This is a genomic window from Bifidobacterium sp. ESL0819 (assembly GCF_052606245.1).
In genome coordinates this window covers 755,268-779,808 of record NZ_CP199587.1, presented here as the reverse complement: position 1 = coordinate 779,808, position 24,541 = coordinate 755,268, and the positions used below count along the sequence as shown (strand labels likewise).

The 24,541-nt window shown below is 57.8% G+C and carries 17 protein-coding genes and 3 rRNA genes; 4 read left to right on the top strand and 16 right to left on the bottom strand.

The genetic code is table 11. The features are described 5' to 3' along the window. Window positions 1-109: 109 nt before the first annotated feature. Together ACUIAD_RS03385 and ACUIAD_RS03380 are read right to left on the bottom strand one after the other, a co-directional pair. A complete protein-coding gene (locus ACUIAD_RS03385) occupies window positions 110-946 on the bottom strand; it encodes a carbohydrate ABC transporter permease (protein WP_110451538.1) in 837 nt (278 codons plus the stop codon). Beyond that, window positions 943-1,797: a carbohydrate ABC transporter permease gene (locus ACUIAD_RS03380; protein WP_110451537.1), complete on the bottom strand. Its 855-nt coding sequence runs from the start codon at window positions 1,795-1,797 to the stop codon at window positions 943-945. The genes ACUIAD_RS03385 and ACUIAD_RS03380 overlap by 4 nt, the downstream gene beginning before the upstream one ends. A gap of 321 nt (window positions 1,798-2,118) precedes the next feature. Between ACUIAD_RS03380 and ACUIAD_RS03375 the strand changes: the two genes are divergently transcribed. Then, window positions 2,119-2,361, top strand: a complete 243-nt coding sequence (locus ACUIAD_RS03375; RefSeq protein ID WP_146208591.1) for a hypothetical protein — start codon at window positions 2,119-2,121, stop codon at window positions 2,359-2,361. Window positions 2,362-2,496: 135 nt separating this feature from the next. Here ACUIAD_RS03375 and ACUIAD_RS03370 read toward each other — a convergent pair whose 3' ends face one another. Further along, the gene (locus ACUIAD_RS03370) at window positions 2,497-3,198 is read right to left on the bottom strand and encodes a histidine phosphatase family protein (protein ID WP_445343788.1); all 702 of its coding nucleotides are present in this window, start codon (window positions 3,196-3,198) and stop codon (window positions 2,497-2,499) included. A gap of 148 nt (window positions 3,199-3,346) precedes the next feature. On the opposite strand from ACUIAD_RS03370, the gene ACUIAD_RS03365 reads away from it, so the two are divergent. Together ACUIAD_RS03365 and ACUIAD_RS03360 are read left to right on the top strand one after the other, a co-directional pair. Next, window positions 3,347-3,625 (top strand): DUF4235 domain-containing protein, encoded by a 279-nt coding sequence (locus ACUIAD_RS03365; protein WP_445343679.1) that lies wholly within the window; start codon window positions 3,347-3,349, stop codon window positions 3,623-3,625. Window positions 3,626-3,835: 210 nt separating this feature from the next. After that, window positions 3,836-4,681 carry a nitroreductase family protein gene (locus tag ACUIAD_RS03360; RefSeq protein WP_445343678.1) on the top strand — a complete coding sequence of 282 codons (846 nt, stop codon included), beginning with the start codon at window positions 3,836-3,838 and terminating at the stop codon, window positions 4,679-4,681. 31 nt (window positions 4,682-4,712) lie between these two features. Here the strand turns inward: ACUIAD_RS03360 and ACUIAD_RS03355 are convergent, their stop codons facing one another. From ACUIAD_RS03355 to ACUIAD_RS03315, 9 genes are all read right to left on the bottom strand, one after another. Then, window positions 4,713-4,964 carry a hypothetical protein gene (locus ACUIAD_RS03355; RefSeq protein ID WP_110451533.1) on the bottom strand — a complete coding sequence of 84 codons (252 nt, stop codon included), beginning with the start codon at window positions 4,962-4,964 and terminating at the stop codon, window positions 4,713-4,715. A gap of 42 nt (window positions 4,965-5,006) precedes the next feature. After that, the gene (locus tag ACUIAD_RS03350) at window positions 5,007-5,945 is read right to left on the bottom strand and encodes an aldo/keto reductase (RefSeq protein ID WP_445343677.1); all 939 of its coding nucleotides are present in this window, start codon (window positions 5,943-5,945) and stop codon (window positions 5,007-5,009) included. A gap of 45 nt (window positions 5,946-5,990) precedes the next feature. Beyond that, entirely contained in the window at window positions 5,991-6,809 is an 819-nt protein-coding gene (locus tag ACUIAD_RS03345) for a hypothetical protein (RefSeq protein WP_445343676.1), read from the bottom strand. Between the two features lie 981 nt (window positions 6,810-7,790). Next, entirely contained in the window at window positions 7,791-7,955 is a 165-nt protein-coding gene (locus ACUIAD_RS03340; RefSeq protein ID WP_181414377.1) for a hypothetical protein, read from the bottom strand. Window positions 7,956-8,392: 437 nt separating this feature from the next. Further along, the gene (locus ACUIAD_RS03335; protein WP_445343675.1) at window positions 8,393-9,145 is read right to left on the bottom strand and encodes a tyrosine-protein phosphatase; all 753 of its coding nucleotides are present in this window, start codon (window positions 9,143-9,145) and stop codon (window positions 8,393-8,395) included. Between the two features lie 181 nt (window positions 9,146-9,326). Further along, window positions 9,327-9,995, bottom strand: coding sequence for an SDR family oxidoreductase (locus ACUIAD_RS03330; protein WP_445343674.1), 669 nt, complete (start codon window positions 9,993-9,995; stop codon window positions 9,327-9,329). A gap of 305 nt (window positions 9,996-10,300) precedes the next feature. Continuing rightward, window positions 10,301-10,417: ribosomal RNA gene (rrf, locus tag ACUIAD_RS03325) — 5S ribosomal RNA — on the bottom strand. Between the two features lie 165 nt (window positions 10,418-10,582). Next, window positions 10,583-13,650, bottom strand: a 23S ribosomal RNA gene (locus tag ACUIAD_RS03320). A gap of 408 nt (window positions 13,651-14,058) precedes the next feature. After that, window positions 14,059-15,583 (bottom strand): 16S ribosomal RNA (locus ACUIAD_RS03315). The 16S, 23S and 5S rRNA genes sit together here, the layout of an rRNA operon. A gap of 645 nt (window positions 15,584-16,228) precedes the next feature. On the opposite strand from ACUIAD_RS03315, the gene ACUIAD_RS03310 reads away from it, so the two are divergent. Next, window positions 16,229-16,984, top strand: a complete 756-nt coding sequence (locus ACUIAD_RS03310) for a Sir2 family NAD-dependent protein deacetylase (protein WP_445343673.1) — start codon at window positions 16,229-16,231, stop codon at window positions 16,982-16,984. 208 nt (window positions 16,985-17,192) lie between these two features. Here ACUIAD_RS03310 and ilvA read toward each other — a convergent pair whose 3' ends face one another. The 4 genes from ilvA to ACUIAD_RS03290 form a co-directional block, all read right to left on the bottom strand. Then, a complete protein-coding gene (gene ilvA / locus ACUIAD_RS03305; RefSeq protein WP_445343672.1) occupies window positions 17,193-18,458 on the bottom strand; it encodes a threonine ammonia-lyase in 1,266 nt (421 codons plus the stop codon). Between the two features lie 377 nt (window positions 18,459-18,835). Then, the gene (otsB, locus tag ACUIAD_RS03300) at window positions 18,836-21,301 is read right to left on the bottom strand and encodes a trehalose-phosphatase (RefSeq protein WP_445343671.1); all 2,466 of its coding nucleotides are present in this window, start codon (window positions 21,299-21,301) and stop codon (window positions 18,836-18,838) included. 162 nt (window positions 21,302-21,463) lie between these two features. Continuing rightward, window positions 21,464-23,374: a glycoside hydrolase family 13 protein gene (locus tag ACUIAD_RS03295; protein ID WP_445343670.1), complete on the bottom strand. Its 1,911-nt coding sequence runs from the start codon at window positions 23,372-23,374 to the stop codon at window positions 21,464-21,466. A 60-nt stretch (window positions 23,375-23,434) separates the two neighbouring features. Further along, complete coding sequence (locus ACUIAD_RS03290) at window positions 23,435-24,409, bottom strand: ketopantoate reductase family protein (RefSeq protein WP_445343669.1); 975 nt, start codon at window positions 24,407-24,409, stop codon at window positions 23,435-23,437. Window positions 24,410-24,541: the final 132 nt, after the last annotated feature.

Below are 24,541 nucleotides of genomic sequence, written 5' to 3'. Positions count from 1 at the left end.
ATTCAGGAATGTGAAGGCCTGCGCGATACGCTTCTGACGATCAGAGGACTGCGACCACGCCGAGCCTGCAGATACAACGGGGGGAAGCAAGGGCTGGCTTTCTGACAGGTCAGCCCTTTACCGCACCAGCTAAAACACCCTTGATGATGTACTTCTGACAGAGCAGATAGAAGAGAAGGATTGGGATGATAGCCAAGACCAGACAGGCCATCATGGCGCCCATGTCTACACTGCCATAGCCGCCTCTGAGGTATTGGATGGCAATACTCATCGTCTTGTATTTGCTTATATCAAGAGTCAGATACGGAAGCAGGAAGTCGTTCCAAATCCACATTGCCTCAAGGATGGCAACCGAAATTATGGATGGTCTCATTATAGGGACAACGATACTGAAGAAGATCCGCGGAACGCTGGCCCCATCAATCATGGCTGACTCTTCAAGCTCCTTGGGAATCCCTTTTACCACTCCCGTAAACATGAAGACAGCTAACCCCGCTCCAAAACCCAAATAGATGAACCACAATCCCCAAGGCGTATTGAACCCGAGCATGTCAGCCAGTTTGGAGAGTGTGAACATCACCATTTGGAACGGCACGATCATGTTCAGCAGAAACAGCGTATATAAGGTTTTAGCAGCCCAGTTGTTCACTCGGACGATCCACCAGGCGCACATTGAGGTACAAACAAGAATCAATAAGACAGCGCCCACAGTGACCACAATGGTCCAGCCGAAGCTTACGAACAAATTGGTCTGCTCGATTCCTGTGCGATAATTCTCCAAGCCGACAAAAGCTCTGCCCTTGGGTATGGAGAAAGCATTTCTGGAGATATAGGCTTTTTGCTTAAAGGAATTGATGAATACCAGAACAATGGGGAAAATCCAAACCAAGGAGATGGCGGCAAACAGGAGGGTCCATAGCCAGTTATGTTTGTTCTGCGCTTTCATGCCTCTACCTCCCGGCTGGTCGTGATCTTGTTTTGCACCAATGCAATGACTGCCACGATCAAGAAGAAGACCACTGCCTTTGCCTGCCCGATGCCTTCAAAGCCCGCACGGCCATAGAAGGTTCTGTAAATATTCAATGCAAGCAGCTCAGAACTATTGGACGGGGCGCCATTGGTCAGTGCCAGATTCTGATCGAACATCTTGAACCCGTTGGTAACCGTCAAAAAAGTGCAAACGGTAATAGAAGGCATCATCAACGGGATAATGACCTTGGAAAGGGTCTGCCATCTGTTGGCGCCATCAACAGCTGCCGCCTCGATTAAATCGCCAGGCAGGGTCTGTATGCCAGCGATGTAGATGATCATCATATAGCCGATTTGCTGCCAGCAAACGAGAAGAACCATCCCCCAGAATCCATATGTTCCAGAGAAAGTGATCGACTTGCCCCACGTCTGCAGAACTCCATTAAGCAGGAGCAGCCAAATATAGCCCAGAACAATGCCGCCAATAAGATTAGGCATGAAAAAGACGGATCTGAATAGGTTGGATCCTTTAATGCCGCGCGTCAGCATATAGGCAATCGCGAAAGAAGCGACATTAACAACAACCGTTGTGACAATGGTAAAAAGCACCGTATACCAAAGTGCATGAATAAAGTCAGGGTCGCTGAAGACTGCTGCATAGTTCCTCAGGCCAACCCACTGAGAATCGGTTACGGTGCTGAATCTGGTAAAGCTTAAATACACACCCATCAGGAATGGAACTATAAAACCTATGATGAAAGCGATAAAAGTAGGCAAGGCAAATAGCGCCCACCATCTCTTGACTGCTTTCCCGGCCATTGAAATCATTCTTAGCCATACTCCTCATTGAGATATGAATCAGTGTCTCTAAATCGTCCAAATACTGCTGACCGAAGTCAACAGGTCAGAGCTGCTAAGGAATATATCTTCACAGATCCGCGCAGGGCGATTGGCAAGAATTAAAAGTCGCATGAACTTCCGTGCACACAATTTTCAATGCTTCTTCGATACTGATATTGTCATCTAGATACGAAAAACCGACAGTCTAGATCAGCATGTTTCAACGAACATACACATCCGCCAGAATCCCATAACCTTTGAATCCGACCACCTACATATCAGGCCTTTCTTTTGGGAGCAGCCAAACAGGTGTCTGAACCTGCCTGCTGCCTTTTCGCTTCATCAATTTCATTATGCATGAAAATGCCAAAAAAGCAAACGATGGCATTTTATAAAATCGCTTATTACAGAGAAAATATCCTTCTCACAAAAGGCAAAATAGAAATTATAGTAGAACGTTTGCAAATGCAAGAAACAAGGGACTCTATGAACATGCAGCCGGTATTCGCGTTTGAACAGCAAGCGCTGAATAATAATGGACTTCGTGCATGACCAAACTGCTTATGATTCAAGCAACATCGCCTGCGATCAATACATAACACAGCATCTCAAGAGGTGGGGAGCTATATCAGTTCAAGCGCAAGAGAGCAATCCACGTGGCGGTCAGCGACTCCTGAACATGCTGATTCAAACATTCCATTGCTTGAGAACACGCTGATTCTGGTAGATGCTTAGAACACCATAGTGAGCTGTATCCATACGCAAAAGCTGAGCCTTGTCCGGATCCAGATCCAGCCACTGGGTAACCAGAATGCGCAAAACATGTGCATGGGCAACTAGAAGAACGTGCCCGCCAGCACGGACAACCGGCTCGATCTGATCAACAACCTTACGTGCGCGACGGGCCACTTGATTGAGGGTTTCCCCCTCTGTGACATGGACCTTGATATGCTCGCCAGAGGGCAGTTCAGTCTCCCAGTCCTGGACCGGGCAGCGACGTAAGGCCTGGGGGCCGTCGGCCCAAAGACGCCAACCCCTCCTCATTGCTGTACTTACCTGCGCTGGTCGGTGCCCTTCAGCGCGGCCATAATCCCACTCCATGATCTCAGGCATATCAGTAAGCTGATTAAATCCAGCCAAATGAGCCGTTTCCTGGGCTCTCTGAAGGGGACTGGAAAAAATAAATTCGGGATCGAATCCCTCTGGAAAAGCACTTGCCAAACGCTCGCCTGCTGCCTTTGCCTGGTTCCTGCCCTCAGCAGTCAGAGGAAGATTCGTCCTGCCGGTGTACTGACCCGTTTCGCTCCACGCGGTCTGCCCGTGACGTAGAAGTACGGCATATCCATTGTCAGAGGCATCCTTGCCTGATGCAAACGCTGCAAGTACCATGGCCATGATTTTATCATGCACGAGTGAGCGGCATTAGGGCTGGGGACCGTGGAATAATGGCCATATGGACATGGCAAAACAGGAACTGGGCAATCAGGCCGACCAATTGGTCAGCGCATTCAGTCGAATAGATGAAAAGGTGAGTCAAATGCGTTCTTCAGTCGAATCTGATCCTGAGACTCTTATGGACAAGGCGTTGAAGTTCGCGCTTCCCAGCATCGCAGGGCTGGTGGCCGGCAAGCTCTTCCAAGCGTTCTGGGGCAGCCTGGTACGCAAGCGCAATGGTGGCATGGACACCGAAGAGAGCGATCAAGAGAGCGCAACGGCGGGGCTGCTCTTTGCAGTGCTTTCTGCAGCTGTGACAACGCTTGCTTCTGGTCTGATTGAACGCGGGTCACAGGCCCTGATCGACAGGCGCCATAAGTAGGCAGCGCTAACCAGGCTGCCGCAAATCTGCCCGCCAAACACATACGAAAGCAAGTGCACGGGCGGCTCCCGCGATTGGGCGCATCGTCCTCCAATCAGAGCAGAGCCACTAGGAATACTTGCGCTCAATTGGATTTATGTCACTATTCTCAGAGCAAGATTATCTTCTCAGTTCTTGTGTCCACCTGCCTACAATGGTCACAATGACACCATGACTATTGCAATTCAATCCCCCGGTGAAACCGGGAAGGGCGGTCAATCCGCCGAATCCGAGAGCACCGTCTCCAACCAGACCATCAGCACGCTGCTTAACCGCCGGACTATCCGCGCCTTTACCAATGAGGCAATAGACCCTGACACGGTTGCCATTCTGGAGGAGACGGCCCAACATGCCGCCACTAGCCGGTACTTCAATGAATGGTCCGCCATCCGCATCACCGATTCCGACAAGGCACGGGCCATCGCCGACATGGCGCATCAAGGTTACGTGTCCCAGGCACCCCTTCTCTATATCTTCCTCGCAGACCAGCGCCGCAATGCTGACCTGGCCCGACAAGAAGGCGTCGATATCGATGCGGACTCGTTCATACTCAATACAGGGTACGCCTTCCTGCAATCCCAGAATGACGCCGTGCTCGCCCTGCATGCCATGGAGACGGCCGCCGACTCACTGGGCCTGGGGGCCGTCATACTGGGCAGCGTCGTCAACGACGTAGAAGGACTGATCAATCTGCTTGACCTGCCCCGCCTGGTCTACCCGGTGTTGGGCCTGGCCATTGGCCATCCCGACCAGAATCCGTTCATGAAGCCCCGCATGCCCCGACCCGCGCAGATATTCATCAACTCCTATGGCCAGTCCGACAGGCCCGGTGAGGCGAATCAGGCCCTCAAGGACTTTGACGAAACGGTCAGACTCTACTACCGGGATCTACGCCACATGGACGCCCCGCGCAAGTCCTTTAGTCAGATCATCGCCGACAAGTCCTGCAGTCCCAAAGACGGCCATGAACCCATGCTCCCATCCATCCAGGCACAGGGCTTCGATATGAGTCGATGACCGGCCAGCATCATCGCGGTCGGAAGCTTCCTCATTTCATATGCCTGGGCTTATACCCCTTCTTCCGCGAGTGCGGTTTCAACTGCTGGTTGAAGGGCACCCGGGCATATGAACCCGGCTCATGGCTGGTCAGATGCCAGGCACCGCAATACTGGCAGCGGTACACCCAGAGCCGGGCACCCCGCTCCATCAGACTTTGATCAGCAGCCCGCAATGCTTTCGCCTTGTCGTGATACATGATTTTTGAGGTGCTGGCACATCGTTTGGGAGTGAAATAATGCATGGAATACCTTGATGCTGAACCTCTTGGCCTGCTGGAATCGCCTTAAGGGAGGTCGTTCCCGGCAGACAGGTAGAGATCGTACCACTCCTGGGCGGTCAGTTCCACGTCGGCTCCGGCAGCCATCTCGGTAATACGGGAGGGCGTCATGGACCCCAGCAGAACCTGCATGTCGGCAGGATGACGAAGAATCCAAGCCACAGCGATGGCGCTCTTGCTGACACCGTACTTCCTGGCCACCTTCTCCAGGCAGTCATTCAGCTCCGGGAACTTGGGGTTGTCAATGAAGACCCCCTCGAAGAACCCCGTCTGGAAGGGACTCCATGCCTGGATGGTCATCTGTTTCAGCCGGGAGAAGGAGATCAGCCCCCCATCATGGTCCAGGCTGGGCCCGTCAATCATATTGACATGGAATTCCTGCTGGATCATGCCGGTATGCCCCAGCCCGAACTGAATCTGGTTGACGTCCAGTCTCTGACTGACTCCGCTCTGGAGGAGCTCGACCTGCATGGGATTGACGTTGCTGACACCGAAGTGGCGAACCTTCCCCGCGGTCTGCATTGTGTTGAAGACCTCCGCCAGCTGGTCCAACTCGACCAAGGTATCCGGCCTATGCAGGAGCACGTAATCGACGTAATCCGTCTGGAGGTTCTCCAGCTCCTGATCAACAGCCGCAATCAGGTGCTTGGCAGAGAAGTCATACCTCGTGATTTCATCGCTGTCCAGATCACGGAAGATGCCGACCTTGGTCTGGATGCCGATACTGGACCTGTCAACGCCGAGATCCTTCAGGGCCCGACCTAGCACCCTGCTGCTCTCGCCGTTGTGATAGCAATCGGCCGTATCGAAATAATCGATGCCCGCCTTCAGGGCCGTCTGCACAATCTCGGCGGCCTCTTCGGGCGACTTGACATTAATCCGCATGGCTCCCAGGGCTACGCGAGAGGCTTTTACGCCCGAGACCCCAATATTCATATATTTCATGTTTTTCCTTAGAAATCCAATTGATGCAATCCTATCGTCGCACCCCTACGATTCGCGCTCATCAGTGTTGTGTCTACGCCTCAGGACAACCGCAACCGCGATCGCTGCGCCGGCCATAAGCAAAGCCAGGGTGATCATAATGGCAGGACGGACTGAAGCGCCGGTTGCGCTGAGGACCGTATTCCCGGTGTCCGATGAAGAATTGGCTGACTCCTTCCGACCATGACCTGGACGACAAGGCTGATGGGTGCGCCAGAGGTATGGCCTGCACCGCCATCCGCGGCCAAAGGCTCCTCTCGCAGCTCCAGAAGACCTGCGCCCAGGTTGGCCAAAAGCCTGGTCAGCTTCGGTCTGCAGAGCATCAGGATCGCCGATGCCCCGTTCCGCATTGGCAAGCGCAGTCCTCAATGCAGTTGAGCTGGCAACCGTGAACTGGTGGCCCGCAGAAGGCTTGACGGCCTTAGCCTGATTCATCTTCTGCGTCAGAAAAGCAGCATCAGCCTGGGACGCCACATGAATCTCAACAGTTGCGGCAACTGCCGCAATCCGGAAACTGGATGCTGTGATCCTGTACATCCCAAGGGGCATGTCCTGATCGGTCCGGATCTGCCCGCTCTGGTCGACAGCGGAGAGTTTCAGCCATAACGGTCGCCTTGAAACTCCTTGGTCAACGGTCCAGCTGATCTCCTTGCTCCAGTCATCCGGAACCGGGAAGGGAGCTGCAGTGAGGACCCTGGAGGAAATTTGCGTATTCCTGTCCTGAATTACCTCGGGTCGCTGCATCTTCAGCTCGACCGATTCAGACCTGGGATAGGTACGGATCTCCTGAATGGGCTTCAGATTCGAGGGATTGCTGACACCCATAGGCAGGCTGACCCCGCCGAGGAAGTGATAGGCGCTGGGGGTGCTGTTCTCCGTGTCGTTGGAGGGACCATCATCCCAGCCAGCCAGGGTGAATCCGCCTGTTTCCCCGATGCCAGGTCGGCCTTGACCGCCGTGGACATTCCCAGCTCCTGCCGCGCCGGTCCAACAGACTTATCCATGGCGGATAGGGATTCGAAGGACGTATCGGATCGGACTCGACTTTGGCCTGGGCTTTTACCATGGTGGTATCGCTCTGTAGCTTTTGCTGCACTGTACACACGCCGTCGTGAGTCTGCAAGGCCGTGTCGACCGTCCAATCCACAGTCTTCCGCATGAACTTTCCCTCGGAATAGCCAGCCATGACCTCTTCCTGCAAATCCGGAACCTGCCCGGGCTTTGCGGTAGCCGAAACGTTCTGCACCGAAGTTGATATAGATATCGGCAATAAGCAGCTACAGTGCCAGACTGTGTTTATCGGTAGGCTTACTCATGCCCAGCGGGCACGGTCAACAGGCCGCTCCGGAAGTCTGCATAGGCCTGCTTGGCCCCCTCTACCGAGAAAGCATCGAATCCGCCAGTGGCTGATCGTTGGCTTCGGTCATCTCGGTATTGAGAGGACCGTTGGCCCAGGTAAGGATGCTCTGACCCCAGCCCGAATCGGCCCTGTATACGTCAATGTAGAAAGCAATATTGTTCAACCGTTCCACTACGCTGCCCCCGCGCTGTTATTGATGTCGAACCTGAACAGGTAGACCCGTAATTTGGCCTTCTCGATCTGGCAGTCTGACCGGGACAGGCGGAGGGATCGACCTGGACCGAAAACGACGGTTGCAGGAGGTTGAAGACGAATTCTTCAGCTTCAGAGCAAGGTTGTTTGAACAAGAGACACAGAATGGGCATTTGTCGCCAGTGGCCTTGGACGAGGTTCCAGGCTTGGCGCCCAAAGCCTCACTTGAGCCTCGCTCTACCGTGGCCGCTTGATCAGCCAAGGACCCGATATCCCAGAGCTTGCCAGAACCCCAGCAGGAGTATTCCGACTCTCTGGGCGTCACCGTACTCCTTATAGCCCTCACGGTCGTTCTGTTCCGGGGCATTGGTGACTTCAAGGTTCCTGATGGTCCAGTATTCCAGGTTGGTCAGCTGCACCGCACCTGGCACATACCTTTAAAGGAGCCCGAGCCATAAGTCCCACCGCCGTTGATGACAGGCCGTCATGCCGCCTTATACGAGGCAGGCCCACCCGTCTGGCAGGGATAGAAATCCAGGGCGATTTTCCCGTGTCGTTCCCATCCCCTTTCGGGCGTATCTGCCCCTGCCAGGTAGTCCCGGATTCAAGAAGAATATGGTCGCCTGGGGCGAAGGTCGTGGCTGACACTTTGTCCAACGACTTTCCATGCCCGAGAAACTATTCATCATCGCCCAAGTACGAACTCAATAAACAAGGAAGGAAGAAGACAGAATTTTCCGGCAGGTGTAAGACGGTGACAGTTCATAGCTTGGAAACAGCGTGTTTGAAAGACAGTCAGTTTAGATATACCAAGCGGGGACCATGGTGAAGCCCCCGCTTATCCAACCTTATATGTCTATTCCAATAGATTGCGGCGCAGAGCATCTACTTGGTCTGACCCGAACCCCAGAGCCTGCCGCGCATAGGTAAAGACGTCCCCGTAGGCGTCGATCATGGCTTGTTGGGCATGAGCCAGGTATTCCTTCCTGACGCAGAGGGCAATCTGCAGCGCATCCAACGAATCCTGATCGAAGCCTTGTGCGCGGAATTGGTCCAGCAATTGCTTGTTGGCCTCGACCCGCTCCTCGTTGGTCTTCAGATAGTCCGCAAACACCTGGTCATCGTCTACCTCCAGCAGCCAGAGGACCAGGGCCGCAGCGAATCCAGTGCGATCCTTGCCGGCGAAACAGTGGAAAAGGGTCGCCCCGTGGACGTTCTCTACGACGATACGCAGGAACTTCCCATATCCCTGCTGGGCCGCATGACTCATGACGAGATCATGGTAGACATTCAGCATGTGGCCGTTGACCTGGTCAGCCGAACCCAACGAGGCGAAATCGTCCAAGCTGGCACTGTTGGTGCCGCTTTGCTCAAGCAGATCGATATTGGTGAAGGTCAAGCCTTCGATCCGATCGTCTGGGCTCTCCTCTATCTCGAAAGGCCTGCGGAAATCTACAACCTGCGTCACCTGGTAACGATTGACGAGCTCTTGTTTGGTCTGCTCATCCAGACCCACCAGCTGCCCAGATCTGATGAACTTGCAGGGACGAACCTGGCGGCCGTGAATGGTCCGCATGCCTCCCAAATCACGAAAATTGGTGATATTCATCAACGACCTCCTTAAGATGCGCCTTGCTTCCAAACCATCCACGCCTTCGGCAGGATCACTGCAACGCGTTCCAGCGCGCGATCAACAGCTGCAAGCCTTGCAACCAAGGTACCATTCCCGCTGCAGTGCAGACACGCCATAGTCTGTCGGCGGACGCTTCTCTTAAGGAGCGTGGTGGGTTTCAATCACTGCTTGCGGTTAGGGCCTGCCTGATGGGCGTGCGGCCCTTGATGATGTTGTAGATCCTGCCTGAGGTCTTGGGAAGGTCGACGCAGTCAGCCAGGCATTGTGCCACGTCGGCGATCGGTATTGGTCCAGGCCCATCTGGCTCTACCTGAATGGTCCCTGTTCCCTCCTGCTCGGTGAGACTGCCCGGCTCGATGATGGTGTAGTCCAGTTCCGAACTGATCAGGTACTGGTCGGCCATGTTCTTGGTCACGTAATAGTCAGCGAGAGCATCGATTGCTGGTTTGACCTGCGGCTGCTCCCAACGCAGCCAGTCTGCTGCATACATGGCTCCCAGCATGACATACCTGGTGATGCCTACCGCTTTTGCCGCCTCTATGGTTTTTAGAGCCCCCAAGGCGTCGATCTGGTTGATGTCTTTGCCTCGCGAGCCTGCGGTGAAGACGACAACCTCAGCATGCGATTTGCGGAATGCGTCGGTGACTTTGGAGAGCGGGTCATGCAGGTCCAAGGTCAAGGGCTCCACCTGCTGACTGACCGGAATCCGCGAGGCTCCTCGTGCGCAGGCCACCACTTCGTGGCCGGCTTTGACCAGATCTTCGCAGGTCAAAGCGCCTACTCTGCCGGTAGCTCCTACAAGAATGACTCTTTTGCCCATGCTCATCAGCTTTCTTCGCATAGTTGTTTGCGTACCTGATTCGGTTGCTACTCATTCTAGATGTCCTGGACCATAAACGACAGACGATAAAATCAGCATAAGCACCGCATTAGTGTCTTCAAATCTTCAATTGCAGACAAGTACAGGATAATCTCTCATGCTCAGCCTAACCGTGGTCTATTATTTCCCCTGATGCTTTGTGCCGGGAGGCAGCCATTGTCGAGTGCGAGCCTAAAGAGAGTATAGGGCGCGAGACATAAGTGGAAAGGCCTCTGGTGACGGGTGTCATCAGAGGCCTTTGTTAGGTGTTGTGGCGGCGGTGTGCTACTCTCCCACACTCTTCCGGGTGCAGTACCATTGCCGTGCTGGGTCTTAGCTTCCGGGTTCGGAATGGGACCGGGCGTCTCCCCCAGGCCATGACCGCCGCGAATCTTCAATTCTGCCGATCCCTTGCAAGGATCGGGGTTTCCGGCGGCTTGGGGACCGGATGGCGGACGCGTGTTTCGTTTCGATCGCCTGCGAATGTTCGTGCTCATTGCCGCAGGCAGGATGCGCAGCAGGGTTGATGCCGCCGCCCCTTACGGGGGCGGGTTGTTGTGTTGTCTTCGACCATTAGTGCCGGTCGGCTTCGCCCCTTGCGGGGTGTCCACGTCCGGTCTATCGACCATGTGTTCTGCATGGGGTCTTCAGAAGCCGTAGGGCTTCATGGAATCCTTATCTTGGAGGGGGCTTCCCGCTTAGATGCTTTCAGCGGTTATCCCATCCGAACGTAGCCAACCGGCCGTGCCGCTGGCGCGACAACCGGCATACCAGAGGTTCGTCCACCCAGGTCCTCTCGTACTATGGGCAGGGCTCCTCAAGATTCCAACGAGCGCAGAGGATAGAGACCAAACTGTCTCACGACGTTCTGAACCCAGCTCGCGTGCCGCTTTAATCGGCGAACGGCCGAACCCTTGGGACCTGCTCCAGCCCCAGGATGCGACGAGCCGACATCGAGGTGCCAAACCATCCCGTCGATATGGACTCTTGGGGATGATCAGCCTGTTATCCCCGGGGTACCTTTTATCCGTTGAGCGATGCCGCGTCCGTACGCCGGCACCGGATCACTATCTCCGACTTTCGTCCCTGCTCGACCCGTCGGTCTCGCAGTCAAGCTCCCTTGTGCGATTGCACTCAACACCCGATTGCCAACCGGGCTGAGGGAACCCTTGGGCGCCTCCGTTACTCTTTGGGAGGCAACCGCCCCAGTTAAACTACCCGCCAGGCACTGTCCCTGGCCGGGATGACCGGCCGAGGTTAGAGGCCAGATGAGGACAGAGCGGTATTTCACATTGCGGCTCCACGGATGCTGGCGCACCCGCTTCGAAGCCTCCCGCCTATGCTACACAGTCCGCACCTAACGCCAATACCAAGGTATAGTAAAGGTCCCGGGGTCTTTTCGTCCTTCTGCGCTTAACGAGCATCTTTACTCGTACTGCAATTTCGCCGAGCTCCTGGTCGAGACAGTGGGGAAGTCGTTACGCCATTCGTGCAGGTCGGAACTTACCCGACAAGGAATTTCGTTACCTTAGGATGGTTATAGTTACCACCGCCGTTTACCGGGGCTTGAATTCACCGCTGCCCCCCCGAAGGGGATGACGGATCCTCTTAACCTTCCGGCACCGGGCAGGCGTCAGTGCATATACAGCGACTTACGTCTTCGCATGCACCTGTGTTTTTGGTAAACAGTCGCTACCCCCTGGTCTGTGCCGCCCCCACCGGCTCCGCGCGCAAGGCGCCTCACCGGCAGGGGCCTCCCTTATACCGAAGGCACGGGAGTGATTTGCCGAGTTCCTTGACCAGGATTCGCTCGATCGCTTTGGTATACTCTACCTGACCACCAGTGTCGGTTTAGGGTACGGGCGGCGCCACTCCTCACGCCGAAGCTTTTCTCGACGGAACGGCACACCGGATTCGGGGCACAAGACCCCCCATCATCACACCTCGCGCTCATGCCGGGCGGATTTGCCTGCCCGACGCGCCGCATGCTTGACCACGGATAACCACCACCGCGGCCCGGCTCCCGTTCCGTGTCACTCCTGCGCTACCCGCCACGCATCCACACGCCGGTCCCGCCACATCGGCAGGTCCGAAGACCAGCCTCCGAAGCAGGTAAGGGCATGCTTCCGCGTCTTGGATTGGACGGCTTGACGCCGGTAGGAGAATATCGACTCCTTCATCCATTCGACTACGCCTGTCGGCCTCGCCTTAGGACCCGACTCACCCGGGGACGACGAACGTGGCCCCGGAACCCTTGGTCATCCAGCGGACGGGATTCTCACCCGCCTCTCGCTACTCATGTCTGCATTCTCACTTCCACGCGGTCCACGGCCGGCTCACGCCGCCGCTTCGCCCCACGCGGAACGCTCTCCTACCCAGCACAGCAAACTGCGCTGCCGCGTCTTCGGTGGCGTGCTTGAGCCCCGCTACATTATCGGCGCGGAACCACTAGACCAGTGAGCTGTTACGCACTCTTTCAAGGATGGCTGCTTCTGAGCCAACCTCCTGGCTGTCTATGCGACTCCACATCCTTTCCCACTTAGCACGCGCTTAGGGACCTTAGACGACGATCTGGGCTGTCTCCCTCTCGACGACGGAGCTTATCCCCCGCCGACTCACTGCCGCGATACACCTCGCACGTATTCGGAGTTTGGCTGCTGTCGGTACCCGATACGGGCCCTCAAGCATCCAGTAGCTCTACCCCATGGAGGCACTCACGCGACGCTGCACCGAAATGCATTTCGGAGAGAACCAGCTATCACGGAATTTGATTGGCCTTTCACCCCTAGCCCCAGGTCATCGGCCCGGTTTTCAACCCAGGTCCGTTCGGTCCTCCACGCGGTCTTACCCGCGCTTCAACCTGCCCAGGGCTAGATCATCCCGCTTCGGGTCCAGGACACGCGACTGGAACGCCCTTATCGGACTCGCTTTCGCTACGGCTGCCCCACACGGGTTAGCCTCGCCACGCACCACTGACTCGCAGACTCATTTTTCGATAGGCACGCCGTCACCCCGAAAGGCTCCGACGGATTGTAGGCACACGGTTTCAGAAACTCTTTCACTCCCCTCCCGGGGTGCTTTTCACCTTTCCCTCACGGTACTCGTACGCTATCGGTCAGACAGGAATATTCAGGCTTACCCCACGGTCGGGGCCGATTCACACGGGATTCCACGAGTCCCGCGCTACTTGGGAACAAGAACCGGCAGGCGGCGCGGCTTCGGCTACGGGGCCATCACCCTCTACGGCCGGGAATTCAATCCCGTTCGCCTCACACGCCGCTTTATCACTGCCGCCGGGCCCGTCGGAGCCCGGACGCCAAGTCCCACAACACCCATGCCGCAACCCCCGACGGGTCTGACACGGCACCGGTTTGGCCATCATCCGCTTTCGCTCGCCACTACTCACGGAATATCCTTTCCTGCAGGTACTGAGATGTTTCACTTCCCTGCGTACCCCCCGCACGAATGCGGTGCCGGCCCATAACAGCCGGCGGGTTACCCCATTCGGACACCCTCGGATCAAAGCCCTGTCGGCGGCTCCCCGAGGCCTATCGCGGCCCCACGCGTCCTTCATCGGTCCTGTCTGCCAAGGCATCCACCATGCGCCCTTGCCGACAACACGACCACAGGCCATGCCACGACAACAACAACTGCGAACTGCCAGACGACAAATCATCACACTAAACGATCACAAAACGATCGACCCGAACCCACTAACAACATAGGCTCGGACGAAACAATACAGCAGACAGCCAGCCCAAAGCCAGCCATCCGCTCGCGTCCACTATCCAGTTCTCAAGCCACCAGCGCGCCGCCAAGACCCGCCACGGGGCAACACCCCACGCAGGAACCAGACGGGCGACAGGAACACCACCCAAACAAGGTGGCGATCCGGGAACCCAACAGCGCATCCATGCCACAGCCTCAAGACCGTTCCACGCCAGCACGCCCACGCCATCCGGCCAGACAGCCGGACCCGCAGGCACGACCCCCGCGCAGACCACGCAGAGGAATTTCATAATCTCCGTAGAAAGGAGGTGATCCAGCCGCACCTTCCGGTACGGCTACCTTGTTACGACTTAGTCCCAATCGCGGACCTCACCTTAGACGGCTCCCCCCCAAACGGGTTGGGCCACCGGCTTCGGGTGCTGCCCACTTTCATGACTTGACGGGCGGTGTGTACAAGGCCCGGGAACGCATTCACCGCGGCGTTGCTGATCCGCGATTACTAGCGACTCCGCCTTCACGGAGCCGGGTTGCAGGCTCCGATCCGAACTGAGACCGGTTTTCAGGGATCCGCTCCATGTCACCATGTCGCATCCCGCTGTACCGGCCATTGTAGCATGCGTGAAGCCCTGGACGTAAGGGGCATGATGATCTGACGTCATCCCCACCTTCCTCCGGGTTAACCCCGGCGGTCCCCCGTGAGTTCCCGGCATGACCCGCTGGCAACACGAGGCGAGGGTTGCGCTCGTTGCGGGACTTGACCCAACATCTCACGACACGAGCTGACGACGACCATGCACCACCTGTGAACCGGCCCCGAAGGGAAGCCGCGTCTCCGCAGCCGTCCGGCACATGTCAAGCCCAGGTAAGGTTCTTCGCGTTGCATCGAATTAATCCGCATGCTCCGCCGCTTGTGCGGGCCCCCGTCAATTTCTTTGAGTTTTAGCCTTGCGGCCGTACTCCCCAGGCGGGATGCTTAACGCGTTAGCTCCGACACGGAACCCGTGGAACGGGCCCCACATCCAGCATCCACCGTTTACGGCGTGGACTACCAGGGTATCTAATCCTGTTCGCTCCCCACGCTTTCGCTCCTCAGCGTCAGTGACGGCCCAGAGACCTGCCTTCGCCATCGGTGTTCTTCCCGATATCTACACATTCCACCGTTACACCGGGAATTCCAGTCTCCCCTACCGCACTCCAGTCCGCCCGTACCCGGCGCCGATCCACCGTTAAGCGATGGACTTTCACACCAGACGCGACGAACCGCCTACGAGCTCTTTACGCCCAATAAATCCGGATAACGCTTGCACCCTACGTATTACCGCGGCTGCTGGCACGTAGTTAGCCGGTGCTTATTCGAAAGGTACACTCACTCTCGCTTGCTCCCAATCAAAAGCGGTTTACAACCCGAAGGCCGTCATCCCGCACGCGGCGTCGCTGCATCAGGCTTTCGCCCATTGTGCAATATTCCCCACTGCTGCCTCCCGTAGGAGTCTGGGCCGTATCTCAGTCCCAATGTGGCCGGTCGCCCTCTCAGGCCGGCTACCCGTCGAAGCCTTGGCAGGCCATCACCCCGCCAACAAGCTGATAGGACGCGACCCCATCCCATGCCGGTAAACCCTTTCCCACGCCATCATGCGACAGCGCGGAGCATCCGGCATTACCACCCGTTTCCAGGAGCTATTCCGAAGCATGGGGCAGGTTGGTCACGTATTACTCACCCGTTCGCCACTCTCACCGCCAAGCAAGCTTGGCGGATCCCGTTCGACTTGCATGTGTTAAGCACGCCGCCAGCGTTCATCCTGAGCCAGAATCAAACCCTCCACAAAAAACCATGAAGAAGCCGAAACGACTCACATCAATAATTGACGGGCCAGCTTCCATAAGGAGGAAACCAACCCACGAAAAACCCCGACACCCCTCACAACGCTCCCACGTACCCGACAACAGCCGGGCGGGCATCGGACTGGCAATCAAAAAGCTATAAGTAGCACAAACACGCTCTTGAGTTCTCAAACCACCACCACACCAACAAGCAATCCAACCTCCACCCGGAAGAAGAACCGCCATGCTGAGCAGCAAGAGACAAACTTACCATCAACCAGTCAAAACGCAACTCGGCCTTTACGAAAAGACCCTCAAAACCAGCAATAACAAGTCTTCACGCGGCGTGTCGTTGCATGCTCCTTTTTATGCGTGAGCCTCTGGGTGGTGGGGCCTCAGTGGGCCATTACGGCTTTACGCGCACATTTTATTCACAAAGCATTGTTCGTGCCACAGCGGGATCGGCGTGTCAGCATGGTCCTTTTTGAGTTCGGTCAAGGCAGGCCATACATCGGAGTGGTGTTGCGCCTTGCAGCTTCGATCAGTAGTCATTCACATTTCACGAATACAGATGTTGACGTAGCTGCACATTCGCGCACCATGCTGGTCGGCGGATCATGGATTCTATTGACGAATGGTAAGACGGATATATGAGCACAACAATTGCAGTACTGACCGGTGCGGGCATCTCAACCTCGGCCGGCATACCGGATTTCCGCGGGCCTGACGGGGTTTGGACCAAGCATCCAGATCAGATGAGCGTCTATGACCTGGACCTGTTCATGAGCGACCGGAAGCAACGGGAGTATTCATGGCGGTGGCAGAAGGAGTCGCCCGTCTGGAAAGCCCAGCCCGGAGTAGCCCACAAGGCACTGGCCAAGTTGGAGCAGGCAGGCATGTTGAACCTGCTGGCTACGCAGAACTTCGATGCCCTTCACGAGAAAGCAGGCAACTCCGCAGATGTCATCGTCAACCTTCACGGAACCATCGGCAGCTCCCATTGCATGAAATGCGGTCAGGCATACCGGACGGCCGACATCATGGCCAAGCTTGATCAGGAGCCCGACCCGCACTGCCACAAGCCCATGCCTTACCAGGGCAACATGCCTTGCGACGGCATCATCAAGACTGATGTGGTCTACTTTGGTCAAGCCTTGCCCGAAGGAGCCATGGAGAAGAGCATGAGGCTAGCCAGCCAGGCTGATCAGTTCTGGGTGATCGGCTCCACCTTGGAAGTGTATCCGGCAGCTTCGCTGGTGCCGGTGGCAGCACAGGCGGGCGTGCCGATCACCATCATGAATATGGGCTCGACCCAATACGATTCCTTGGCAACCAGACTCATCCACGAACCTATCGAAGAAGCACTGCCCGAACTCGTCGACAAGACCATCGCCGGGCAGGGATGATTCCTCAACCGCTCCGCACGATTACTAGGACAGGTCTACGATCTGCAGATTCATAGTGTGCCCTGCAAGAACCAGCAGGACGCATCAGCCAAGCCCAGCGATGGCATCGGCCATTCTGACTGTTCTCCTGGCAATGATCATTGTTTATCATTGCGCCAGAACATCGGGTACCAGGCACCGGGCACCAGACCCAATCGGGACATGGCGCTCAGTAGTTCTGATGGACCTGGAAGCCTCGACTGCGCAGGGTATCAAGGATCTGCGTGATATGGTCGGGACCGTTGGTCTCCACGGTCACCTCCAAGAGCACGCCGTTGTCATAGTGGCCGGAGGATTTGAACTGATCATGGTTCAGCTCGATTACATTGGCGCGCAAATCGGCCAGAACCGTGGCCACCTTGACCAGCTGGCCGGGAACATCGGGCAGCTCTACGCCGAACTGCATGATGCGCCCGCGGGAGATCATCCCCCGCTGAATGAGCGCACCCATGGTGACCGTGTCGATGTTGCCGCCTGAGATGATGGGGACGATCACATGCGGTCCCGGGGCCGACCGGAAGACATCGGACTGCAGATCCAACTGGCCCAGGGCTGCCAGGGAGACGGCACCCGCTGCCTCAACCACCAGCTTGTGCTTCTCCAGCATGAATAGGATCATTTCGGAGATGTCGCTTTCAGTCACTTGGACCAGATCATCCATATAGCGGCTGAGCAGAGCATAGTTCAGATCGCCGGGACGTCTGACGGCCACGCCCTCGGCGGCTGTGGTCATTCGATCCGCTGCAACCACGTGACCAGCCGTCAGGGATTCACGCCAGGCCGGAGACCCGACCGGAGTGGCTCCAATGACTCTGACATCAGGCTTAAAGGTCTTTACGGCGAGCGCCACACCGGCACCCAGCCCGCCTCCGCCTAGCGGAACCACGATATCGGTGACATCGGGCACATCCTGAAGAATCTCCATAGCGATGGTCCCCTGACCGCAGATGACCTCGTAGTCATCAAAGGGCGGGACAAAGGTCATGCCGCGATCACGCGCCAGCTCAAGGGCGTAATCAGAGCTTTCATCGAAGACCTCGCCCTGCAGGACGACCTCGGCACCATAGGCCCGAGTGGCATCGACCTTCAGCGGCGGCGTAATCCGGGGCATGACGATAGTGGCCTTTGCACCCCTGCTGCGTGCGGCAAAAGCCACACCCTGAGCATGGTTACCGGCGGAAGCGGTGACGATGCCACGGTCCAGCTCATCCTGGTTCAGCGAGGCCACTTTATTGTACGCTCCGCGGATCTTGAAGGATCCGGTCAACTGCAGATTCTCAGGCTTGAGCAGAACGCGATGTCCGATCTGAGCGCCCAGGTCATCGGATTGCTCGATAAGGGTATGGCGTGCCACTCCTTCCAGACGACGGGCAGCATTGCGCAGATCAGCAGCATGATCGGCCTCAAGACAGGCCGTGATTATTGAAGTATCCATGCTCCAAGTATGGTCGGCCGGGCCCGATCAACGGGTTCGGCTGTCAACATGGTGGACGCCCAAGCTTACTGGAAAACTAAAACAAAACCCAAAATAAAGCTTGGCAAGCACCCTTTCATTTGAACAGACGGAGACTAGACGAAGGTGGATGCCGAGCTGAAACAGCCAAGCCAACGAACAGGCAAGCAACCGAGGGATCAGCTGCGGAGGCAACCGAGCTGGGCATAATAGGTCGGCAGGGCGAACGAAAACGCCGCGACCAATAGTCGCCGACGATCCTCGCTGGTTGTCACCGATGGGCTGCGAGCATTGGCAGGCGCCGATGAAGCTATCGGCATTCACCAGCAGTCAGCGATAATGACTGACCGCCGCCTCCCTTACTTATCGTCAGTGAGCTGGGCATGCGCCTCGTCGACCACGGTATGATCATCGCGGAAGTCGTGGGAGGCCACGGGCTCATCAGAGTCGCGGGCCACGCCAGCACCCAGATCGGCCAGCAGCAGAGTGACCGCGGTCGGGTCGTTGACCCGTAACCGCGCCTTGGTCTGACCTGGTCCAACCTTGATGGTCCAGCCCTTGTCGGGCATGACCGCGAACATGGTCTCATCCGTTTCATCGTCGCCCAAGGCCATCATGAAGTCGTAGTCGCCGCTGCTGACGAGGGGCAGGATGGCCTGGCCCTTGCTGGTGGCCACGGGGGTAACCTCAACGACCTTGGAATTCTCCATGATCATCAGCCCCAGGCCGACCACCACGCCGCGCAAACGACGGAGCAGATCCTGGCGCTCCTGGTCAGCTACCTGGGCATCGCTCATCCGGTAGTGCCAGGCCACCGCATCGGACTTGCTCTCCACGAAGGAGTGAGGGACCCTGGCAGCCGACTCCTCCATGATGGGCCGGATCACCTTCTGCCAGGTATCGGAGTCAGGCAGACCCTGCGCCCGCTGCCACTCGTTCGAGCTGCTGCCAGGCAGGTTGCGGTTCCATGCGCCATGCTCGGCAATCAGCCCCACCGGCAGGTCGCCGAACCAATCCTGCATGATCTGGTGGCTCCGGCCGGAGACCAGCAGGAAGTCCACATCGGGATTGCTCCCCACCTGGGTCAGCAGGCGGCGGAGGGACTGGGTAGGCTTGGCCCGCTCAGGTCGGCGAACCAGCGGGGTCAGCGTCCCGTCATAATCGCACAGGACCAGACGGCGATGGGCGCCGTCCCACTGGCGAACGATGGCGTTATGGTGATCCATGCGCAATCTCCTATCGGTCATGCCGGGAGCGGACACCTGCCGCAGAGAATCAAGGAAGGAGGTGCACCAGTTGGCTGCGGTGCGCACCTTGAGCCTGGCCTGCATGCGGATGTTGCGCTGCCTGGACTCCTCGGGGGTGATCTCCAAAGCGTTGTGCAGGGCCTCGCAGACCATGTCGATGTCGTAAGGATTGACGATGAAGGCATCGGTCAGCTCATCGGCAGCCCCGCACATGTCCGACAGGACCAGCGTGCCGTCGCGTCCGTCGTGACAGGCCAGATACTCCTTGGCCACCAGGTTCATCCCATCGCGCAAAGGAGTGACCAGGGCTACGTCGCCAGCAGTGTAGATTCCGCAGACCGGCTTGATGGACAGGGAACGAGTGATGTAGTGGATGGGAGTCCATGCCAACAGGGAGTAACGGCCGTTGATTTCGCCCACCAGCTGGTCCACCTGGGCCTTGAGCCGCTGATAGGACTCGACGACCTCGCGCGAGGGGGTGGCCAGCAGGTAGTAAGTGACATGGCCCACCCACTCAGGGTACTTGTCCAGCATGCGGCCGAAGGCCTGAAGGCGTTCGGGCAGACCCTTGGTGTAGTCCAGCCGATCCACCGAGACGATGACCTTGTTGGACCGGCTGCCCACCGAGGAGGCCGCCTGCTTGGCCAGCGTGGACTCGGGGATGTCCTCCTTCATGTAGTGGCTCCACCAGTTGGCGTCCGAGGCGGCGGCTTCGTTGGCCGCCACCCCTTCGGCAGTCACCGAGGTGCGATAGCGGTGACGCGGAGACTTGCCGCAGACCTCGTCGATTCCTCGACGCATGGCCCGGGCCAGACTGGAATGGGCGGTACGCCGGTAGAGGTTGTAGTCAATGCCGATGGGGAAGGCGTCAATGGCGGCACGGTGGCCGTCAGGCATCTCGACCACGCCGTCCCGGTTGACCGGCAGTTCTGGCAGCAGCCTGTGCAGCGAAGCCAGGAAACTGGCTGAGAAATCCACCGTATGGAAGCCGATCAAGTTGGCACCCAGGACGCCCTCAAGGATCTCCCGGCTCCAAGGCAGGGAGCGGAAGATCTCGGCGCTGGGGAAGGGCACGTGCAGGAACCAGCCGATGGAGGCGTCAGGGTAGCGTTCGCGCAACATCTTGGGCAGGAGCATCAGGTGGTAGTCCTGAACCCAGATGGTGTCGCCCTTGCGGATGAGCGGCTCTACCACCTGTGCGAAACGCATGTTGACCTTGCGGTACATCTCCCAGTCCTCTTGACGGAAGACGGCCTCATGCGAGAAGTCATGGAAGAGCGGCCAGAGGGTGTTGTTGGAGAAGCCGGCATAGTATCCGTTCAGCTCCTCCTTGCTCAGGAAGATAGGGATGCACCGGCTCTCCCGGTAGGCCTGCCGGATGCGGTCCAGCTCCTTTTCCGAGTACTTCTGAGGATCGATGCCGCTCCAGCCGATCCAAAGACTGTCCTTATGGGAACGGTGATAGGGGCCAATGGCCGTGGCCAGTCCTCCCACGTTCTGGCGCAGGGTATAGGAGCCGTCCTCCCGTGCTTGCAATGACATGGGCAAACGGTTGGAAACGATGATCAGACGAGACATGCAACCCGCTTTCTTTTTCCGTCCGCGGCGGAATCGTCATGATTGACCGTTACGCGGACCCATCGCCCCTGGACCTGGAGACCCAACCGGTCCACACAGGCCCCTCAGGGCATCACTGACTTCCACTCTAGCCGGGAACGCGCGTCGGCGACGGGGTTTTCCTCAGAGTCGGTAGACGAACCCCTCCCATGGGGAGAGGCGACCAGTCAACAGTGAGCTGGCGGTTTGCTCCGGACGGTAGGTGGATATGAGGATCCGGTCGGGATCCACCGTCCCAAGGGCCATAGAGGTGAATCCAGTCTGGTCCAGACCCATAAGTTGGGCGGTTTGAGGCGGCAGCGAGGCCGGATGACTGCTCAGGTTGACCGCTACCAGAAGGCGCTGGCATGGCAGGGCATCCAAAACGCTGGCAGCCTCGGGACCCGACTTGGGCTCCGGGGCCTGGTCCAAGGAACGGGTGAAAGAGTAAACTTGGTTTGCCTCGGGGTCCAGAAGAGAGAAGTCGCCCGCCGCCACGACCGGATTGGTATGACGCAGGCGGATCAGCTCACGGTAGAATGCCAGGACCGAATCCGGATCGCGCAGCTCAGTCTTGGCATTGACCTTATCCCTATTAGGGTTGACGGCCAGCCAGGGCTCCTTGGGAGCATAAGAAGCCGTGAAGCCAGCGAACTTGGTGGAGTCCCACTGCATGGGGGTGCGGGCGTTGTCGCGACTCATATAGGCCAAAGCGTCCATCATGGAGTCCGGGTCCTGCTCGTGCGCCCGATCTACTCGCTGGTGGTAGAGGTTGATGGATTCCAGATCCTGGTACTGGTCCAGGCTGGTGAAGCCGGCGTTGGTCATGCCAAGCTCCTCGCCCTGATAAATGTAGGGGGTTCCCCGATGCATATGCAAAAGAAGCCCCAGAGCCTTGGCCGAACGCGAGCGCAGCTCCTCGCTGGAGGTATCGCCCCAACGGGAGACGATCCTGGGCTGGTCGTGGTTGTCGAAGTAAAGGCTGGCCCATCCAGCCTTGGCCACAGCCTGCTGCTGCTCGTCCATGACCGCCTTGAGCCGGGAGACCCGGAAGGGGCGGATGTCCCACTTGCTGCCTCCAGTGTCAACCTCGGTCTGAGTGAAGAGGAAGAGCATATCCAGCTCATGGTTGGCAGGGTCGGTGATCCGCCCGCTGCGGGCAGGTGCCAGGCTGGGAGCCTCCCCCACGGTCAGGTAGCCCTGCCGACCCTGGAAGACCTCGCTGCGCATCTGTCTGAGGAATTCATCCAGCCTAGGGCCGTCCACGCAGAAGAGCGCCGAGGATGAATACCCCTCGGGTCCTACGGGACCGTCAGCAATGGCTGACCCCTCCTCGCCAGGCAGATGCCCCTCGGAGTCAACGGTCTTGGAGATCATGACAATCACATCCATGCGGAACCCGTCGATGCCCCGATCCATCCACCAGTTCATCATGTCGAAGACGGCCTGCCGAACCTGGGGGTTCTCCCAGTTGAGGTCGGGCTGCTTCCTGGAAAACAGGTGCAGGTAGTATTCGCCCCGCTTCGGATCGTACTGCCAGGCGGAGCCCCCAAAGTAGGACCCCCATTGGTTGGGCTCTGCGCCGACAGTCCCCGGTTCCTGGCCGGCCTTGGCAGGGCGCCACCAGTACCAGTCGGCGTGCGGGTCATCCTTGTTGCGGGAGGCCTGGAACCAGGCGTGCTCATCCGAGGTGTGATTGACCACCAGGTCCATGATCACCTTGATCCCCCGCCGGTGGGCCTGGTCCAGAAGCTCGTCCATGTCGTCCATAGTGCCGAAGATGGGGTCGATGTCCTGGTAATCGGCAATGTCATAGCCGTTGTCGTCCTGGGGGGATTTGTAGACCGGGCTCAGCCAGATTACGTCCACGCCCAGGTCGGCCAGATAATCCAGCCGTTGGGTGATGCCCGGCAGATCGCCATAGCCGTCGCCGTTGGTGTCCTGGAAGGACCGCGGATAGATCTGGTAGACCACTGCGTTGGCCCACCAGGGATTGGGGGTGGCTCCGTTGGTCCGCACCCGGTCGGGCAGCTGCATGCGTTCTTCCTGGGTCATCGTCCTCCTGGCCGGACGGGGTCGGACGTCCTCGTGCCACCCCCACTATAAAACACCCATTCACCCCTGGTCGGCCTGCTCTTGGTGGTGGACGCGGAAAGCCAGCTCAGCCAGATGGACGCCGTGGGTCAGGAACTCCTGGGTCCGGCAGACGTAGTCGTGCTCGCGTCCCAGGCGCGCCAGATAGCCGTTGATGTAGTCCACCTCGGTCGGGCGGCCCTTGGACATGTCCTGGTACATGGAGGGGTAGTGGAGGGGATTGCCCACGCGGCTGACGTAGTCCACCTCATCCAGGGTCTCCTGCCGGGTCTGGATCAGCTGCTTGCCCGCCCGCTCGCAAGCGTCATAGGCCTCGTCAATCAGCTGGCGGGACATATCCTTGGCACCCGGGTAGGAGACGAACTGGCCCATGGTGATCTGGTACATGGTGCATATGGTGTTGACCACTGAGTTGAAGATGATCTTGGCCAGGCAGGTGCCCTCGAAGTTCTCGGTCAGGATGGGGTTGAGATTGGCGGCCTTGAAGTCCTCGGCCATACGGCGCTCCAAGTCGGTGGTCTGCTCGGTCATGGCGCACAGATGCACGGAGCCAGCCCCGGACTTGCCGATGAAGTCCACGTCACCGGGCCCGTTGAGGACCGTACCGATCATGGCCGTGCCGCCGTAGATGCGCTCTTTGGGGAAGTACTTGAGCAGCTTGTCGAAGTGCCCCCAGCCGTTCATGGCCGAGAAGACCACCTGATGGTCGCGGAAAAGCGATGCGCAACGATCCAGAACCTCCTCCAGCTGCATCTGCTTGAGCATGACGATCCAGACGTCGGGATCGCCCTTGTATTCCTCGGGGGTGCAAATGCTGACGGGCACCAGATGCCGATTCTCATGATCGCGGGAGACATAGACGCCTCCCTGGTCATGAACCTTGTCAATATTGGGCATCCAAGTATCCACGAAGTCCACCTGCAGGCCGGCCTGCTCCTGCAGTAGCACGCCCAGACGATAGCCCATGGCTCCGGCACCGATGACCGCATATCGCATCGAAATACACCCTCTTACTTCTTTTGAATAGGCAACGCACCTCCGGGGACCAGCCCGGGGGATACCAAGCAGTATGCCGAGGCTACAGAGGGGAACCAGGGCAACGGTCGCATGGTGGACATACGGACTTGA

Bases quoted from the DNA above. Each gene is read 5' to 3' on its own strand.
- ACUIAD_RS03385 (WP_110451538.1), bottom strand. From the start codon at position 946: ATGAAAGCGCAGAACAAACATAACTGGCTATGGACCCTCCTGTTTGCC.
- ACUIAD_RS03380 (WP_110451537.1), bottom strand. From the start codon at position 1,797: ATGATTTCAATGGCCGGGAAAGCAGTCAAGAGATGGTGGGCGCTATTT.
- ACUIAD_RS03370 (WP_445343788.1), bottom strand. From the start codon at position 3,198: ATGGTACTTGCAGCGTTTGCATCAGGCAAGGATGCCTCTGACAATGGA.
- ACUIAD_RS03365 (WP_445343679.1), top strand. From the start codon at position 3,347: ATGCGTTCTTCAGTCGAATCTGATCCTGAGACTCTTATGGACAAGGCG.
- ACUIAD_RS03360 (WP_445343678.1), top strand. From the start codon at position 3,836: ATGACTATTGCAATTCAATCCCCCGGTGAAACCGGGAAGGGCGGTCAA.
- ACUIAD_RS03355 (WP_110451533.1), bottom strand. From the start codon at position 4,964: ATGCATTATTTCACTCCCAAACGATGTGCCAGCACCTCAAAAATCATG.
- ACUIAD_RS03350 (WP_445343677.1), bottom strand. From the start codon at position 5,945: ATGAAATATATGAATATTGGGGTCTCGGGCGTAAAAGCCTCTCGCGTA.
- ACUIAD_RS03345 (WP_445343676.1), bottom strand. From the start codon at position 6,809: ATGGGTGTCAGCAATCCCTCGAATCTGAAGCCCATTCAGGAGATCCGT.
- ACUIAD_RS03335 (WP_445343675.1), bottom strand. From the start codon at position 9,145: ATGAATATCACCAATTTTCGTGATTTGGGAGGCATGCGGACCATTCAC.
- ACUIAD_RS03330 (WP_445343674.1), bottom strand. From the start codon at position 9,995: ATGAGCATGGGCAAAAGAGTCATTCTTGTAGGAGCTACCGGCAGAGTA.
- ACUIAD_RS03310 (WP_445343673.1), top strand. From the start codon at position 16,229: ATGAGCACAACAATTGCAGTACTGACCGGTGCGGGCATCTCAACCTCG.
- ilvA (WP_445343672.1), bottom strand. From the start codon at position 18,458: ATGGATACTTCAATAATCACGGCCTGTCTTGAGGCCGATCATGCTGCT.
- otsB (WP_445343671.1), bottom strand. From the start codon at position 21,301: ATGTCTCGTCTGATCATCGTTTCCAACCGTTTGCCCATGTCATTGCAA.
- ACUIAD_RS03295 (WP_445343670.1), bottom strand. From the start codon at position 23,374: ATGACCCAGGAAGAACGCATGCAGCTGCCCGACCGGGTGCGGACCAAC.
- ACUIAD_RS03290 (WP_445343669.1), bottom strand. From the start codon at position 24,409: ATGCGATATGCGGTCATCGGTGCCGGAGCCATGGGCTATCGTCTGGGC.